Raw genomic sequence first — 15,041 nt, 5'->3', positions numbered from 1 at the left:
CGCGAGGGGCATCAGGGTGTGAGACGATGGCCCACATTCCCGTTGGCGTGATGGTTCCGCCGAAAATCGACATGCCCCACATTCATGGAGTTCCGATGTTTGACAAGCGTTTCAATGCCACTGTTACGTGGCCGCGCGGACTGACGTACGCGACCGCCGCAGTCGTGGCGGGTGTTGTCGCCGGCGAGCTGGCGGCCGTGGTGATCTTCGCCGGCTCGAGCGACCGCCGACTCGACGAGGAAGCCGCGCGCAGTGCCGCTTCGACACCCGCCGTCGTCGCGACGTCGAACGATCTGGACCAGGCGAGGCAGGCCCGTACGGCTCTCGATGACGCCGTGGCGAGGGCGGGCCGTGAGCGGGACGAGGCGCTGGTCGTCGCCCGATGTGAGTTCAACGCGGCACCGCAGTGCCCGCAGACGCATATCACCGGGGTGCCCGGCAGCGGACCGGAGCAGCGCACGGCGGACGCGTTCCTCGAAGACGCACAGCATCGGCTCGACACGGTGGAGTCCGAACGGAACCGGCTCGCGTCTGCGCTCGACGCGACAGTGGCCGATGAAGAGCGTGCGCTCACGCAGGCACGCGACGCCGCGATCGCCCGTGCCGACCGTGGGTTCGGCGCGCGGTGGTTGGCGATGAACGCTCACACGCTCGGGAGCCCTGCAGCGACGGTGTTGCGGGCTCTAGTAGTCGGCTTGTTCGTGGTGTTGTTCCTCCTGCCGTTGATCCTCCGGCTCTCGCGGGCGAGAACCTCAGAGGATCGCCGCACGGCAGCACTTGACCAACGTGAGCGGGCGGACCTGGAGGCCGACACCGCGATCGCTGTGAAGCGGGCCGAGGTGCGTGCGGCCGTCGAAACACTCTGGGCCGAGCACGAACTCGATAGCGCCCGCCTGGAGATCGCTGCGCAGGCCGAGATCGATCGGGAAGAGCAGCGCCGTCGCGTCGCCGCGGCGTCAGAGGCGCCGACCCCGGTGGCATCCGAACGGGTTCCCGGGGTATCGGCGGAGTCGGGGACTGAGGAATTGCCGGCGTTGTCCGCCGATGCGTCGCCTGACGAGGCCCCCGAGCGGCTACCCGCTGTGACGCAGCCGCGGCCAGGCAAGCGATCGGTGCTGCCGGCAGTGCCGGACGTGGCCGGGGCGGCGATGCGCTGGGTCCGTCCGTTCGTGCCGCCGATCATTGTCAGTGCCATCGACACGACGACCAAGCCGCTGCGCGCGGTACGGGAGGTCTTCGAGGAGACCGAGGAGATTCACATCAGCCTGCGGCGCAGCCATCGCGTGGCGGTGACGTCCGAGGAAACCGCCGAACGGGCCGGGCCGACAGCATACCGGGTCGACGCATCGCGAATTGCGCCCGTCGTTGATGCCGGTTCGGTCGCCGTCGAAGGTCCGAAGCGCTTGCCGCGCCGGGAGACCCGTGGTGACAGCGGCAAGCGTGAACTGCCCTCGTCGGGCTAGCCACCGCGCTGCGGGGACTGTCATCGCCGACGTCAGATTCCGGGCTCACGTCACATCCAGCTGGGCGGTCGGATCGAATTCGCCAGGTCGACCAGTGTGTAACGGTGACGTCTGCGCGGCGAATGGCGCGCGAGTTCTCGAAGTGCTGCCTCGGTACCCATTCGCAATCCCTCTTCGTCGAATGACTGTCCGAGGATCGAGTCGGTGGTGGCAGGGATCGCGCCGGCGCGAAGCCAATCGAGGGCAGCACCCAGCACAATCGCACGCACCTGCAGCGCCCGCGGCTCCGTCGCGGACAGCTGGCCGACTCGCTTCGCCGCATCGCGCAGGTCGGCTTCGGTGATGTCGGCGAGAATTTTCCCGTCGAGCAGCATCAACACAGCTGTCAGTTGGGCTTCGCCGTAGTGGCGCGACGTCAACGGGACCTCGTCGAGCACATCGATGGCAAGCGCCCGGTCGCCGCGAGCCGCGAGTTGGCGAGCCAACCCGAACGCCGCGCTCACCATCGAATGGTCAGTGCGCCAGAGTGTCCGGTAGTACTGCTCGCACAGTTGCCGCAGCGGCTCGGCATCCTCCGCGTCTTCCATTTCGAGCATCAGCTCGGCCGTGGCGGCCGACGCCATCTTCGGCGCGGCTTCGCCGGGTACCGCGGCGACCACCCTGTGGAAACACTTCAGCGCTGCCGGTAGGTTTCCGTCCAGCGCGGCGATCCCGTCGTCCCAGTCCATCCGCCAATCGCTTTCCGGGTCGTCGGTCGGGACCGGGGTCGGCAACGCACGGGCGACATCACGAGCGCCAAGCTGAGTGATGTGCATACGGCCATCGACAAGGACGTCGGTTCGCTGCGGCGCCAGATCCGCTCCGAACTCGCAGCCGTGCATGGCGAAGAGCGCAGACGTCCCCGGGTGCGGCACACCGGTCTGCTCCGCGAGAACTTCACGCAGCACTCCCCTGCATTGGGTGGCCATCTCGTCAGCGGACGAGAACCGCTGAGCTGGGCGGGGATTCGTCGCCCGCACCAACAGCCGGTATAACGATTCATGACGTCGGAAAACGGCCACGCCGTCGCGGTCGGGCAAAGTCTCCGCATAGCGGCTGTCGGACATGTCGACGGTCAGTTGAGCCAGCGTTCGGCCGACCGTATAGATATCGGTCGCCACGGTCGGACCGGTTCGCACGATCTCGGGTGCCTGAAATCCTCTGGTGCCGTAGATGTATCCGCAGTCTCCGATACCCGAAACCGCACCCATGTCGATCAGCTCGACGTTGTCCTCGGTGAGCATGATGTTCTCGGGCTTGAGATCGTTGTAGACAAGCCCCAGTGAGTGCAGGTAGGACAGCGCAGGCATGACGTCGAGCAGATAGCCGAGTGCCTCCTCCACCGGCATCATCGGCTTGGCTTGGCCCTGCTGCGCTTCCGCCCGCTGCTGCGCCAGAAGGGCCTGCAGCGTTGTGCCGCCGATGTACTCCATCACGATGTAGCCGACCGGCCGGCCATCGAAACCCGGGTGTTCGACGAAGTTGTAGATCTTGACGATGCTGGGATGGTTGACCATGGCCAGGAATCGGCGTTCGGCAACGGCGATCGCCTGCGCCTGCTGTCCGCTCGGTTGAAGCAAACCCTTGAGGACCACCCACCGATCGCTGACGTTGCGATCGATCGCCAGATAGATCCAGCCGACGCCGCCGTGGGCGATGCAGCCTTGGACTTCGTACTGATCGGCCACCAACTCGCCGGCTTCGAGATGTGGTGTGAACGAGAACAACGTGCCGCAGTGCGGGCATACACCTTCGCTTTCCCCCGGCCGGCCGCCGGAAGTTCGCCCCACCGGATGCCCGCAGCTGCCGCATTCCCGTTTCGATTCCTCCAGAACCGGATTCGTGAGGATCGCACTGGCGGGCTCGATGTCCTGGCGGATCGGGATCTCGACCAGACCGCCGCCGATCCGCCGTCGACCCGTGCGCAGTCGCGGGCGGGTCGGCTCGACCCTGACCGGCTCCGAGTCAGTGACCAGGACGGCGCGCGTTCCCTCCATCCGTTCCATGTCAATCCCGGTACTTCGGTTCCGGAGGCGTCGGCGGGGGGCCCAGCGCGCTGAGCCATTTGCGGTACAGCACCACCCACGTCCCGTCGTCTCGAATCCGGTTGAGGCTGGCGTTGACCGCTCGCACCAGGTCGTCCTGGGCCTTGTTGATGCCGATGCCGTACGGCTCGGCTTCCAGAGGCGGCCCGACGATCTCCAGATTGGGATCCTGGGCGACCATGCCCGCGAGAAGTACATCGTCGGTGCTGGCCGCGTCCGCCTGACCCTGCTGGAGCGCAACCAGGCAGTCGTCAAGGTTCGGGACACCGAGAATGGTCGCCGCCGGTGCGACCCGGGCGACGGTGGCGATGGATGTCGTCGCCAGTCCGGAGCAAATCCGCTTGCCTGCCAGATCGGCCGGCCCCCGCACCGGCGACCCTCGTGGCACCAGCAGCCGTTGGCTTCCCTCGAAGTACACCGTGGAGAAGGCGATCTGCTCGGCACGTGGACAGGTGATGGTCGTCGCTTTCGTCAGGATGTCGACGGTCTTGTTCTGCACGGCGGGAATGCGGTCGGGCTCCGAAACCAGACGGAAATCGGCTTTGCCGGGATCGCCGACGAGGTCCCGGACGATCTCGCGGGAGAGGTCGACGAGGAAGCCCTCCAATTCGCCGGTCACCGGATCGCGAAAGCTGAGTGGATTGCTGTTCTGGTCGATGCCGACGACCACTCGGCCGCGCCGCCGGATCGCATCGACTGTGGGCTCGGGTTCAGAGGAAGGGCGCAAACTCGCGGTGGCATCGCAACTCTCGACCGCGGCGCCGGACACGGACGGCGCCACTTCGGCCCCGCTGGGCATCGGCAGTGTGGTCAGCGAGGCGGCCACGTCGGTCAGCGGCTGCGCCTTGGCGCAGCCGCCGACCAGCGTCGACACCACTACCAGGACCCCTGCGATCGTACGCATCAGTGGTACTCACTCAGTCGTGGCGCGATGCCGGCGGCCACCGCCAGCGCCGCCAACACACTGATCGCCGCCGCGCCGAACGGAAGGAGATTCAGCGCGGTGTAGGCCTGTGCGATCCCTTGGCGCTGCCGTTCGCGCAGTTCGGTGATCTCGTCCCGTAGTGCCGTGTCCAATTGCGTGAACTGGACCGTTGAGTGCTGCGGCGCGTCATCTTGCGCGATCGCTACCGCGCCCCCGTAGTCGCCGTCGGCCAACGTGCTCCGGATCTCCTCATGCGACTGCATCCAGCCGTGTAGTGCCTTCGCCGCCCCGTCGACTCTGTGCTCGTCGAGCAACCACCCGATCTGTGCGGTCCGCTCATCGAATCTCATGTCGGACATCGAGTCGGAGCCCCGCTTGAGCAACCCGAGGATCTCTTCCGCACGGGCTTGCTGTGCGAGGATCCGTGCTTTCACCACCGTGTTCATCGGCTCACCGCCCTGCATCCGCGCATTGCCTGCGGCGTGTGCAGACGCCAGCCCGGCCACCGCCAGCCACACCACCAGCACCGCCATCAACACCGATGCGAGCATCAATCCGGGGTTGAACCGACGATGGCTGCGCCGAGCAAGCGTCACCTGGGCGAGCACCAGCAACACGAGCACGAGTACGCCCGTCGCGATCACGACGTGGGGCGGGCCGATGGAGCGCCCCGACGTGGTGACGGCATCGGATTGGCTCGCGTACAACTGTCCGGCGGCCGGCAGGATGCCCTGCTGCATCAACGCCGATGATTCGTTGAGGTAGGCGACTCCGATCGGGTTGCCTGCGCGGTTACCGGCATGAGCAGTCGCCACGAGCCCGGTGTACACCGCCAGTTGATTGGAGACGTCAGTCAGCATTCTCAACGAGTGAACATCGTTCGGCGACACGCCATTCGAAGCGGTGACCAGGCCGGCAGACGCCTGCCCGACAGCGGCGTCGTACCGTTCGCGAACGTCACGGGGTGCGACGCCGCCGGACAGGAACCCGGTGGCCGCGCTCGTGTTCGCGAACGAGAGTGCGCTGTAGATCCGTTGGGCTGCATCCGCAAGGGGTTCGGTGCGCGATCGCAGGGTCTCCAGCTGGCCTTGCCGGTCGTAAACCGTCTTCGATGCGGCCGCACCGACGCCGAGCACCGCAACCACCAGAACGACGGCTACCAACGCCAGCCGGCCCGGTGTGGCTCTGAGGAAGTCGAGGACCGGCCGGTCTGCCTCCTCTTCGTCGACGAGCACGGACTCGTCGAGTGTGCGCATCCGCTGCTGCGCCAGCCCACTGCTGCCCACGTGACATCACCTCATCGCACGTTGGGCCTGGACGCCTCCATCCAGTGCCGATCAATCGCACGGTAGCCCCCGAAAGCAAATTCCGGACGTGGTTGCACATAGCCGACGGCTGCCCAGATACTCGAGTAACTGAAACCACCGCAGGGATCGGGTTGGTCCTGCAATCAAGGAGCCAGCTGCGCCGCGAGATACGGCGCCGTGCGGCTCACCTTGTCGGCCGCGACCATTGCCGGCGGGCCGGCCACCACGACCGCACCGCCGTCGTCCCCGCCGCCGGGTCCGAGGTCGATGACGTGGTCGGCCCTGGCCACCACCGACATGTCGTGTTCGGCCACCACGACGGTATTGCCGGCGTCGACGAGGCGGTGCAGCTGATCTTCCAGTAGCTCGACGTCGGCCGGGTGCAGCCCCGTGGTGGGCTCGTCGAGGACATAGAGGGTGTGGCCGCGTTTGGCGCGCTGCAACTCGGTGGCCAGCTTGATGCGTTGCGCCTCGCCGCCGGACAGTTCGGTCGCCGGTTGGCCCAGCCGCAGGTAGCCGAGGCCGACATCACGTAGAGTCGCCAAACTCCTTGCCGCACCGGGGAGATCGCTCAGGAAGTCGGCGGCCTCGTCGACAGTCTGCGCCAGTACGTCGGCGATGGTCCGGCCCCGATAGGTGATCTCGAGAGTCTCCTCGTTGTAGCGGGCCCCGCCACACGTCGGGCAGGTGGCGTAGGTGCCGGGCAGGAACAAAAGCTCGACCGCGACAAACCCCTCTCCCTGACAGGTGGCGCAGCGGCCCTCGGCGACATTGAACGAGAAGCGGCCCGCGCTCCAGCCCCGCCTACGCGCTTCGGTGGTGCCGGCGAAGGCCTTGCGGACAGCGTCGAAAAGCCCGGTGTAGGTCGCCAGGTTCGATCGCGGAGTGCGTCCGATCGGCCGCTGGTCCACCGTGACGAGACGGCCGATCATCTCGGCGCCCTCGACGGTCACCCCCGCACTGGAGTCGACGTCGATGTCGAGGAGTTCGGCATCACCGTCGGCGGCGTCGTCGGCGGCGTCGACGGACCTGCCCAGCTGCCTGGCCATCACATCACCGAGGACCTTGCAAACCAGCGTCGACTTGCCCGACCCCGAGACCCCCGTGACGGCAACGAACGCGCCGAGAGGTATGTCGACGTCGACATCGCGCAGGTTGTGGAACGTGATGCCGCACAACCGCATCACGCCAGTCGGCGTGCGGGCGGATCGTCGGGTGGGCGGCCCGTCGGCGAACAGGAACCGCCGGGTGGCCGAGGACTCGACGTCTGCGAGGCCGGCCACCGGCCCGCTGTAGAGCACATCGCCGCCCAGCTCACCGGCGCCGGGGCCCACATCGATGATCCAGTGGGCGCGGCGCACCACATCCATGTCGTGCTCGACCACGAACAACGAATTCCCGGCGCGCCGGAGCCGGTCCAGCACATCGAGCAGCGGTTCGGCGTCGGCCGGATGCAGCCCAGCCGACGGCTCATCCAGCACGTAGAGCACGCCGAACAGCCCGGCCCGCAGCTGGGTGGCCAGCCGCAGGCGCTGCAGCTCGCCGGGCGACACCGTCGGTGTGCGGCGGTTCAGGCTCAGATATCCGAGGCCCAAGTCGACCAGAACGGCGATCCGGGCCGCCAGATCGGCAGCGATCATGGTTGCCACTTCGGTGAATTCACCCGACTCGGTGGATTCGTAGGCCGCGGCGAACTGCGTCCTGGTCGCCGCGGGCGACAGAACCTCGGCGAGCGCCGTCAGCGGCAGCGCCGCCAACTCGGCGATGTTGCGGCCGGCGAATGTCACCGCGAGCGCTTCGGGCCGCAGCCCGGATCCGCCGCAGACAGGGCAGTCGGTGCTGTGCACGAACTGCAGCACCCGGCGCCGCATCGCCGCGCTCTGTGAGTTGGCCAGCGTATGGCGAACGTGGCGTTCGGCGCTGGAGAAGGTGCCGTTGTAGTAGTAATCCGCGGTGACCGGGTGCTGGCTCGGATCGATCTCGACGGTGGGCTGATCCTCGGTGAACAGAATCCACTCCCGTTGCCGCTTGGGCAGTTTGCGCCACGGCTTGTCGATGTCGTAGCCGAGCGTGATGAGGATGTCCCGCAGATTCTGCCCCTGCCAGGCGCCCGGCCAGGCCGCCACCGCACCCTCGCGGATGGTCAGCGACGGGTCGGGCACCAGCGTCTGCTCGGTCACCTCGTGGATGCGCCCGAGACCGTGGCATTCCGGGCACGCACCGATCGAGGTGTTCGGCGAGAACGCATCGGAATCCAGTCGCTCCGTGGCCGCGGGCGGATAGGTTCCGGCGCGGGAGAACAGCATGCGCAGCAGGTTCGACAGCGTGGTGACGGTACCGACGGTCGACCGCGACGTGGCGGTGCCGCGGCGCTGTTGCAGCGCGACCGCCGGCGGCAGCCCGGTGATGTCGTCGACCTTCGGTGCGTCCTGAGGCAGCAGCAAGCGGCGCGCATACGGCGCGACCGACTCGAAGTAGCGGCGCTGGGCCTCGGCATAGATGGTGCCGAACGCCAGCGACGACTTGCCGGATCCGGACACCCCGGTGAACGCCACGAAGGAGTCCCGCGGGGCGGCAACGTCGACGGTCTTCAGATTGTGCACACGGGATGCGTAGACGCGCAGATAGGGGTCGGCTTCGCGGGTGCCTGTACCAGTAGCGCCGTCCACCTGGTCCATTGTGTAGGACCAGCGACTATGGACCACACCCGCGGTTAACCTTCTCGGATGGCATCGACACCTCTGCCCGTGGTGTTGGCCACGCTCGCCCTGCGGCGCAGGCTCAAGCAGCTCGCCGACATGCTGGTGCCGCCTCAGATCGCGATGCTGGACCTCGGCGAGGGTGTCGGCGGCGTCCAGGTCGCCGCAGCCATCGCCGAGCTCGGGATCGCCGACGTGCTGGCCGGTGGCCCGATGACCGCGCCGCAGATCGCCGCGCGGATCGACTGCGACGACGACACCACGCATCGCCTGCTGCGCGGCGCAGTCGCATGCGGTCTCTGCACCATGGACCGCCGGACCGGGGCGGTGAAGCTGACCCGCATGGGAGCGGTGCTGCGCAGCGACCACCCCGCCTCGCTGCGGGCATGGATGCGCTACAAGGGGATGCGGTCGACCGTCGATGCCTGGGGTGGCCTGGCCGCCAGCGTGCGCAGCGGCCGCAGCGCCTTCGAGCTCGTGCACGGCATGTCGGTGTGGGAGTGGTACTCCGCGCACCCGGACGAGGAACGCGTGTTCGCGGCGACGATGCGACAGGCCACGGAGATCAGTGCCCGCGCCATCACGCGGGTCTATCCGTGGCCGGACGGGGCGGTGGTGTGCGACGTGGCCGGCGGGATCGGCACGCTGCTGTCGGTGATCGTCGCGGAGTCGCGTGCGAACGTTCGCGGGGTCCTGGTCGACAGTGCGGGGATGATCACCGAAGCGCGCGGACTCCTCGCCGAGCGCGGTGTGGCCGACCGCGTCGACTGCGTCGAGGGCGACATCTTCCGCGCCGTCAACGCCACCGCCGACGTGTATCTGCTCAAGGACGTGCTGCACGACTGGGACGACGAACGCTGCGCGAAGATCCTCAGCGCGGTGGCGGCGAGCATGCCCCGTGGCAGCAGGCTCGTGGTGATCGAGTACCTCCAGCCACCCCATCGGCCGAACGCGTTCTCCCCGCTCCTCGACCTGCATACTCTGACCCAACGCGACGGCGGACGTCTGCGCTCGACCGCCGAACTGTCCGACCTGCTGAGCGGAGCCGGCCTGCGCCCCACCGGCCGGACGTTCTCGGTCATCCCGCACGATCTGATCGAGGCCGAGAAGATCTAGCCGCCGTCGTTGGCTGGGTGGGCGGTGACCACATCTGTTTACGGGACTAGTGCTATAGACGGTGGTCGGTATCGGCGGAGCAAGGCTGAACTCGACGACATCAACGCCGCGATCTATACGATCGCCCGAGCTGAAGAACCGGTCACCGTCCGCGGACTGTTCTACCGCGTGATGTCGCGGGGCCTGGTGCCCAAGTCCGAGCAGGGTTACGCGCCAGGCCCTCAAGATGCGCCGCAAGGGTGAACTGCCCTACGGCTGGATCACCGACGGCAGTCGGCTACACCTGAAACCGGGGAAGTTTTCCAACGCCCAAGCGGCGCTGTACAACACCGCCCGGATGTACGCAGGGACCTGTGGATCGATCAGGGTGTGCACGTCGAGGTGTGGACCGAGAAAGATGCCATTCGCGGCGTGATCTCGTCCGTCACCATCGGCGAAACCAACCACGCCGAGCCGTTCACTCCGACCGCCGAACAGTTGCGCCGCATCGACGAAAACGTCCGCTTGGGATACGAACGATGAGCCGCTACGAGAGCGGGTTCGTCGCGTACGTCCAAGCCGCCTGCGACTGCCGACGCGGCTGGACGTGCCCGTTCTTCCGCCGATGGCTCCGACCGACACCGCACAACCAACCGCCAGCTGTGCGGCCAAAAACCGTGCGCAGCCGCCAACTGCGAGGATCACCACCATGCGCAAACGCCACGGCCCAGCCCGCGACCGCGAGCTCCGGGTTGTTACGTGTTGCCGCTGGGGATTTAGCGGTTGCCTCTGCTCTTGCTGGTGGTGTTGGCGGCTTTCTTGAAGCCATTACCGGCTTCGGAGACCGTGGACCTGAAACGGGTACCGGGCTTGGCGGCCTTTGTCAGGCCGCCGCTCGGTGTGGTGCCGTTTCCCGCCACCTTGCCTGGCTCGATCTTGGTGCCACCACGTTTCACTGTCGTGGCCTTGGTGATGACCGAGGTTGCGGTGTCGAGTCCTTGCTCTGCTTGGGTGGCTGCGTTGGATCGGGCACTGGCAGGTCCGCTGGTTGCATTCAGGGTCGCTGCGGTTGCCGTGTCGTGGCCTTGCTGGGCATGGGTGGCGACGTCAGTCGTGGCCGGTCCTTGATCGGCTGGGGTCGCGCCGCTGTTCGGGGTCGCGCCGGTCTTCAGGGTCAGCGTGGTCGACCCCGGCGTGGGTGGCTCATCGAGCGGGGCCAGCGCAGGCGACGACGGATGGAACAGGTCCGAGATGGCCGCCCCGACCGCCGGATGTCGGGCGATGAAAGTATCAATAAGCCTATTCGGCGTCGCGCCGGTCTTCAGGGTCAGCGTGGTCGACCCCGGCGTGGGTGGCTCATCGACCGGGGCCAGCACAGACGACAACGGATGGAACAGGTCCGAGATGGCCGCCCCGACTGTCCGATCTAGGGCGATGAGAGCACCAATAAAACCGGGGCTACCGGTGACGGCAGGTACTCCATGCCCGAGGTAGCCGGGATTGAGGAGTCCGGAACAGGGACAGAAAACCATGTCCGGGTAGGTTGCTCCGTTGAGCAGACCGTTCGCGATATGCGCCGGGATGTCGATGATCGCGTTCAACAGATCAATCGGACCCTCGGCATTTCCGAGGTAATAGATTGCATTTAATCCCTCGAGAACAACGCTATACAAGTTATACGAGATGGACACCCAGACGTCGTTCCACGCCTGGCTGATACCGACCGGGGAAGTGACTGGCAATCCCAGGATCGCTTGAATGATCGGGAACGGTTTTTCCAAATATGAGCCCGCCAGTTGAGAGATGTTGGTGAGCGCGTCCAAGGCGACTTGAGAGTAGAGCACAAAGGGGTTCTCGGCCGCCGTCAACTGCACCGCCGGGTTGGCGACCCGGATATCGGCCTCGGGCGGCGGTGCAATGGGTGTGACGGCGATGACACTGGCCCCCACCAGCGCGACACCCGTGGTGACGAATGGACGAACTGCTATCTGCATGACAATTGCCCCTCAGAGTGAAACAGCTATAAAGCCGGTAGCTATGTCCACAAATCCTGGTGTTCCTGGCCGTGCGCGACTAGGGGCGAAAGTCCTGTCCGAGAAAGGGCTTGGGCTGCACGGAGTGCGTACAGAATCGGCACCATGGTGCGGAAGAGGAAGCCGGGGCCGTCCCTGTCGAGGTCGGAGGGTCGGACAAACCTAACCGAACTGTGCGCCCAGGAAAGCTGCACGCCTCCGGGCCACCATCACCGCCATGAAGGGGACTGCCCCGACTTCAGTTGACTCGCGGGGTGTGGGTTTCAGGCCGCGGTTGCGACGGGTGTGTGGAGCAGTTCGAACTCTATCGGGGTGAGTCTGCCGAGCGCGCGTTGCCGACGGCGTCGGTGGTAGGTCCGCCCGATCCACGCCACGATCGCCAGGCGTAGTTCGGCGCGGGTGGCCCACCGTCGTCCGTCGAGGACGTTGCGCTGCAGCAGGGCGAAGAACGGCTCCACGGCGGCGTTATCCCCGCACGCACCGATGCGTCCCATCGATCCGTGTAATCCGTTGTGCGACAGTGCGTGGACGAATCTTCGCGACCGAAACTGGCTGCCCTTATCAGAGTGGACTGTTCAGCCGAGCCGGCGCTGCCCGACCGGCAGGTTCAATTGTGCGCGGACCGATCGGGTGAACTCGTCGGCGAGCACCTCGTCGGCTCCCGCCTCGATCCCGTCGAGAACCTGCCGCACCACGTCCGCAGGGTCCGACTTCGGACTGTCCGAGAACGATGCCATGTCGGTGTCGACGAGACCCACGTACACGCCGAGGACCTGGACGCCGCGCGGTGCGAGCTCGAGGCGCATCGAATCGGTGGCACTCCACACCGCTGCCTTGGAGACACCGTAACTCGCGCCGACGGGCAACCAGGAGAGGACCGAGGCGACGTTGACGATGGCGCCGCCTTTCCGGGCGATCTGCTCGGCGAAGGCGGACGCCAGGGCGAGGGGTCCGAAGAGGTTGGTGTCCAACTCCTCTCGGAGCTTCGTGGAGTCACGATCGAGCACCGACGCCCCGCGGATGATGCCGGCGTTGTTGATCAGGACACTGACATCGGTCGCGACCGACGCTGCCGCCGACGCCGAGTTCTCGTCGGTGACGTCCAACTCCATCGGGACGACCCGAGGATCGGTGACGGTGATCAGGCGCGGGTCTCGCGCTGCTGCATACACTTTGGCGACGCCGCGGTCGAGCAACTGGGGGATGTAGTGACGTCCCATACCGCGATTGGCTCCGGTGACGAGCACCGTTTGGTTCTGCAGTGAGGTCATGTCGTTCTCCTGGTCGTCGGGGTCGTGGGTCGTCACTGGAGGAACTTCAGCGCTTCGGCGACGAACTGCTCGTGGAACTGGAAGATGCCGCCGTGTCCGGCGTCCGGGTAGACCCTCAGTTGTGCGTTCGGCAACCTGCGGGCGAGGTCATAGGAGTTGCTCGTCGGCACCATCCGGTCGTCCTCACCGTTGGCGACCAGGACGGGCTGGGTGATCTGCGAGAGATCGGCCGGCCGCGTGACACCCCAGGCGTGGATGGCCTTCAACTGTGCGCGAAAGGCGATGGGCGATATCGATTTGTCCCGGTCGGTGGTCCGCTCCTTGAGCCGCGCGACGAAGCGCTTCGCTTCGGACTTCCCGTTCGCCGTCGTGGTGAAGAAGAGGTTCTCTTTCGGGTCTATGCCGGTCAGCAGGGCCTTCACCGTGTCGCTGATGGTCACCCCGGTGACCTTGTCGATGCCCGTGCCTCCCGCCGGGCCGGTGCCGGCGAGGATGAGCCTGCGCACCAGCTGCGGGTGCTGCGCGACGATCTCCTGGGAAACTATGCCGCCCAGGGAGAATCCCAGAAGGTCGACCTTTTCGAGGTCGAGCGCGCGGATGAAGGCGACGGCGTCACGGGCCATCGCCGCGACCGTGGTGGGCGTCCTGCCGCCCGATGCGCCGACCCCGCGGTTGTCGAAGGTGATGACGCGGTGGCTGGCGGCGATACCGTCGACCACGCGCGGATCCCAGTTGTCCAGCACGGCGCCAAGGTGATTGAGGAAGATGACCGGTACGCCGCTGTCCCCACCGATCTCGCGGTACACGAAGGTGGTACCGCCGACGTCGATGGTTCTGGTGGGCGCGTCCCTGTGTGTCGTCGCGATCATGTCTTACGTCTCCCTAATTGGTATACCGTTCGGTTTACTTTAGTCGACGCTACACGCCTCCATACATGATGTAAACCGGACGGTATACTCTGGCCCATGAGCAAGCAGGCAGAGGCGCCTCCCACGGCCGCGCGCGGCGGCCGCGGTGCGCGCCAGCGCATCCTCGACGCCGCGATCAGGCTCTTCTACGAGGAGGGCGTCAATGCGACGGGCGTGGAGCGACTCGCCGCCGAAGCTTCGGTGTCGAAACGAACCCTCTATCAACACTTTCCGAGTAAAACGGCCGTAGTCGAGGAGTATCTTCGCACCATCCGGGAGAGTGTCGGCGATCCCGTCCACCCCGATCCGACGACGACGTCCGGCCCCAGGGCTCGCATCCTGGCTCTCTTCGAGACGCCTCCCGCCGGGGGAGTGATGCGTGGGTGCCCGTTTCACAACGCGGCCGTCGAGGCTGCCGGCGCGATGCCCGAGGTGCAGGAGATCGTCGAGGCGCACAAGAGGAGCTACATCGACGCCCTGGGTGATCTCGCGCGCCAGGCAGGCGCCGCGGACGCGAAGGCGGTGGGCTTCCAGCTTGCCGTCCTCTACGAAGGCGCGGCCTCGCTGTCCACGTCTCTCAACGACGTCGCTCCGTGGACACACGCCGCCAAAGCCGCGCAGAAACTGCTCGACGACGCGATCGCCCGCCGCGCGGCGCGGCACCGGTGAACTCAGCGGGTCGCGCGCCGTGTCGGCCGGGTGGGCGGCCGGTTGACGGCGATCAGTTCCTCGAGATGCTGGGCGACCTGTTCGAGCGGCTTCGTCGACCGTGCGGCGCGCGACAGAATGACCGATCCTTCCAGCCCGGCGACAACCGTCGTCGACAGTGACAGCGCGACGTCTTCCGCGATTCCGTCACGCGCGAGTCGTTCCGCGAGCAGGCGGCCCCACTGCGCGAACACCTCGGCAGCCGCGACGGCGGCCTCGGGTGCCTCATCGGTGCTGCACGCCGCCGCCACGATCGGGCAGCCGCCCTCGAAGTCGGTGCTGATCAGGACGTCACTCCACATGCTGGCGAATGCCGCGACGGGATCGGGTTCGTCGACGCACCGACCTATGGTGCCGGCCATCTCTTCGCCCGCGGAGCGCGTTGCGGCAGCGACGAGTTCAGCTTTGCCGCCGGGGAAGTTGAGATAGATCGACCTTCGGGTCACGCCGCTGGCATCGAGGATCTGGGCGATGCCGGTCCCCGCGACGCCGTGACGCTGCATCAGCTCGGCGGTCGCGGTGGTGAGTCGGTCACGTACACGCATGCT

Annotated in this window: 12 protein-coding genes and 1 pseudogene; 4 read left to right on the top strand and 9 right to left on the bottom strand. The window is 66.7% G+C overall.

Annotation, left to right across the window (positions count from 1 at the left end):
- Positions 1 to 26: 26 nt before the first annotated feature.
- Positions 27 to 1,463 (top strand): DUF4407 domain-containing protein, encoded by a 1,437-nt coding sequence (locus G6N45_RS04700; RefSeq protein ID WP_163720614.1) that lies wholly within the window; start codon positions 27 to 29, stop codon positions 1,461 to 1,463.
- 50 nt (positions 1,464 to 1,513) lie between these two features.
- Here G6N45_RS04700 and G6N45_RS04695 read toward each other — a convergent pair whose 3' ends face one another.
- From G6N45_RS04695 to G6N45_RS04680, 4 genes are all read right to left on the bottom strand, one after another.
- Entirely contained in the window at positions 1,514 to 3,508 is a 1,995-nt protein-coding gene (locus G6N45_RS04695) for a serine/threonine-protein kinase (RefSeq protein WP_163720613.1), read from the bottom strand.
- Between the two features lies 1 nt (position 3,509).
- Positions 3,510 to 4,451, bottom strand: a complete 942-nt coding sequence (locus G6N45_RS04690) for a glutamate ABC transporter substrate-binding protein (RefSeq protein WP_163720612.1) — start codon at positions 4,449 to 4,451, stop codon at positions 3,510 to 3,512.
- On the bottom strand, positions 4,451 to 5,758 hold the full coding sequence (locus tag G6N45_RS04685; protein WP_246228878.1) for a GlnX family signal transduction membrane protein: 1,308 nt from the start codon (positions 5,756 to 5,758) through the stop codon (positions 4,451 to 4,453). Before G6N45_RS04685 ends, G6N45_RS04690 begins: the two co-directional genes overlap by 1 nt.
- 164 nt (positions 5,759 to 5,922) lie before the next feature.
- Positions 5,923 to 8,448, bottom strand: coding sequence for an excinuclease ABC subunit UvrA (locus G6N45_RS04680; RefSeq protein ID WP_246228876.1), 2,526 nt, complete (start codon positions 8,446 to 8,448; stop codon positions 5,923 to 5,925).
- Positions 8,449 to 8,505: 57 nt separating this feature from the next.
- Here G6N45_RS04680 and G6N45_RS04675 point away from each other — a divergent pair, with 57 nt between their 5' ends.
- Entirely contained in the window at positions 8,506 to 9,594 is a 1,089-nt protein-coding gene (locus tag G6N45_RS04675; protein WP_163720610.1) for a methyltransferase, read from the top strand.
- Positions 9,595 to 9,963: 369 nt separating this feature from the next.
- Complete coding sequence (locus tag G6N45_RS04670) at positions 9,964 to 10,116, top strand: hypothetical protein (protein ID WP_163720609.1); 153 nt, start codon at positions 9,964 to 9,966, stop codon at positions 10,114 to 10,116.
- Positions 10,117 to 10,349: 233 nt separating this feature from the next.
- Here G6N45_RS04670 and G6N45_RS04665 read toward each other — a convergent pair whose 3' ends face one another.
- The 4 genes and pseudogenes from G6N45_RS04665 to G6N45_RS04650 form a co-directional block, all read right to left on the bottom strand.
- The gene (locus G6N45_RS04665; RefSeq protein WP_163720608.1) at positions 10,350 to 11,567 is read right to left on the bottom strand and encodes a hypothetical protein; all 1,218 of its coding nucleotides are present in this window, start codon (positions 11,565 to 11,567) and stop codon (positions 10,350 to 10,352) included.
- A gap of 302 nt (positions 11,568 to 11,869) precedes the next feature.
- A pseudogene (locus G6N45_RS04660) lies at positions 11,870 to 12,178 on the bottom strand (integrase core domain-containing protein); the annotation flags it as partial.
- Between the two features lie 3 nt (positions 12,179 to 12,181).
- On the bottom strand, positions 12,182 to 12,877 hold the full coding sequence (locus G6N45_RS04655; protein ID WP_163727779.1) for an SDR family oxidoreductase: 696 nt from the start codon (positions 12,875 to 12,877) through the stop codon (positions 12,182 to 12,184).
- Positions 12,878 to 12,909: 32 nt separating this feature from the next.
- Complete coding sequence (locus G6N45_RS04650; protein ID WP_163720607.1) at positions 12,910 to 13,746, bottom strand: alpha/beta fold hydrolase; 837 nt, start codon at positions 13,744 to 13,746, stop codon at positions 12,910 to 12,912.
- 96 nt (positions 13,747 to 13,842) lie between these two features.
- On the opposite strand from G6N45_RS04650, the gene G6N45_RS04645 reads away from it, so the two are divergent.
- Positions 13,843 to 14,454: a TetR/AcrR family transcriptional regulator gene (locus tag G6N45_RS04645; RefSeq protein ID WP_163720606.1), complete on the top strand. Its 612-nt coding sequence runs from the start codon at positions 13,843 to 13,845 to the stop codon at positions 14,452 to 14,454.
- A gap of 2 nt (positions 14,455 to 14,456) precedes the next feature.
- Here the strand turns inward: G6N45_RS04645 and G6N45_RS04640 are convergent, their stop codons facing one another.
- Positions 14,457 to 15,038 (bottom strand): TetR/AcrR family transcriptional regulator, encoded by a 582-nt coding sequence (locus G6N45_RS04640; protein WP_163720605.1) that lies wholly within the window; start codon positions 15,036 to 15,038, stop codon positions 14,457 to 14,459.
- Between the last annotated feature and the right edge of the window lie 3 nt (positions 15,039 to 15,041).

The organism is Mycolicibacterium psychrotolerans, from assembly GCF_010729305.1.
Taxonomy (GTDB): domain Bacteria; phylum Actinomycetota; class Actinomycetes; order Mycobacteriales; family Mycobacteriaceae; genus Mycobacterium; species Mycobacterium psychrotolerans.
Note: the sequence above shows the minus strand (reverse complement) of the source record. Positions and strands in the feature narration are given on the sequence as shown.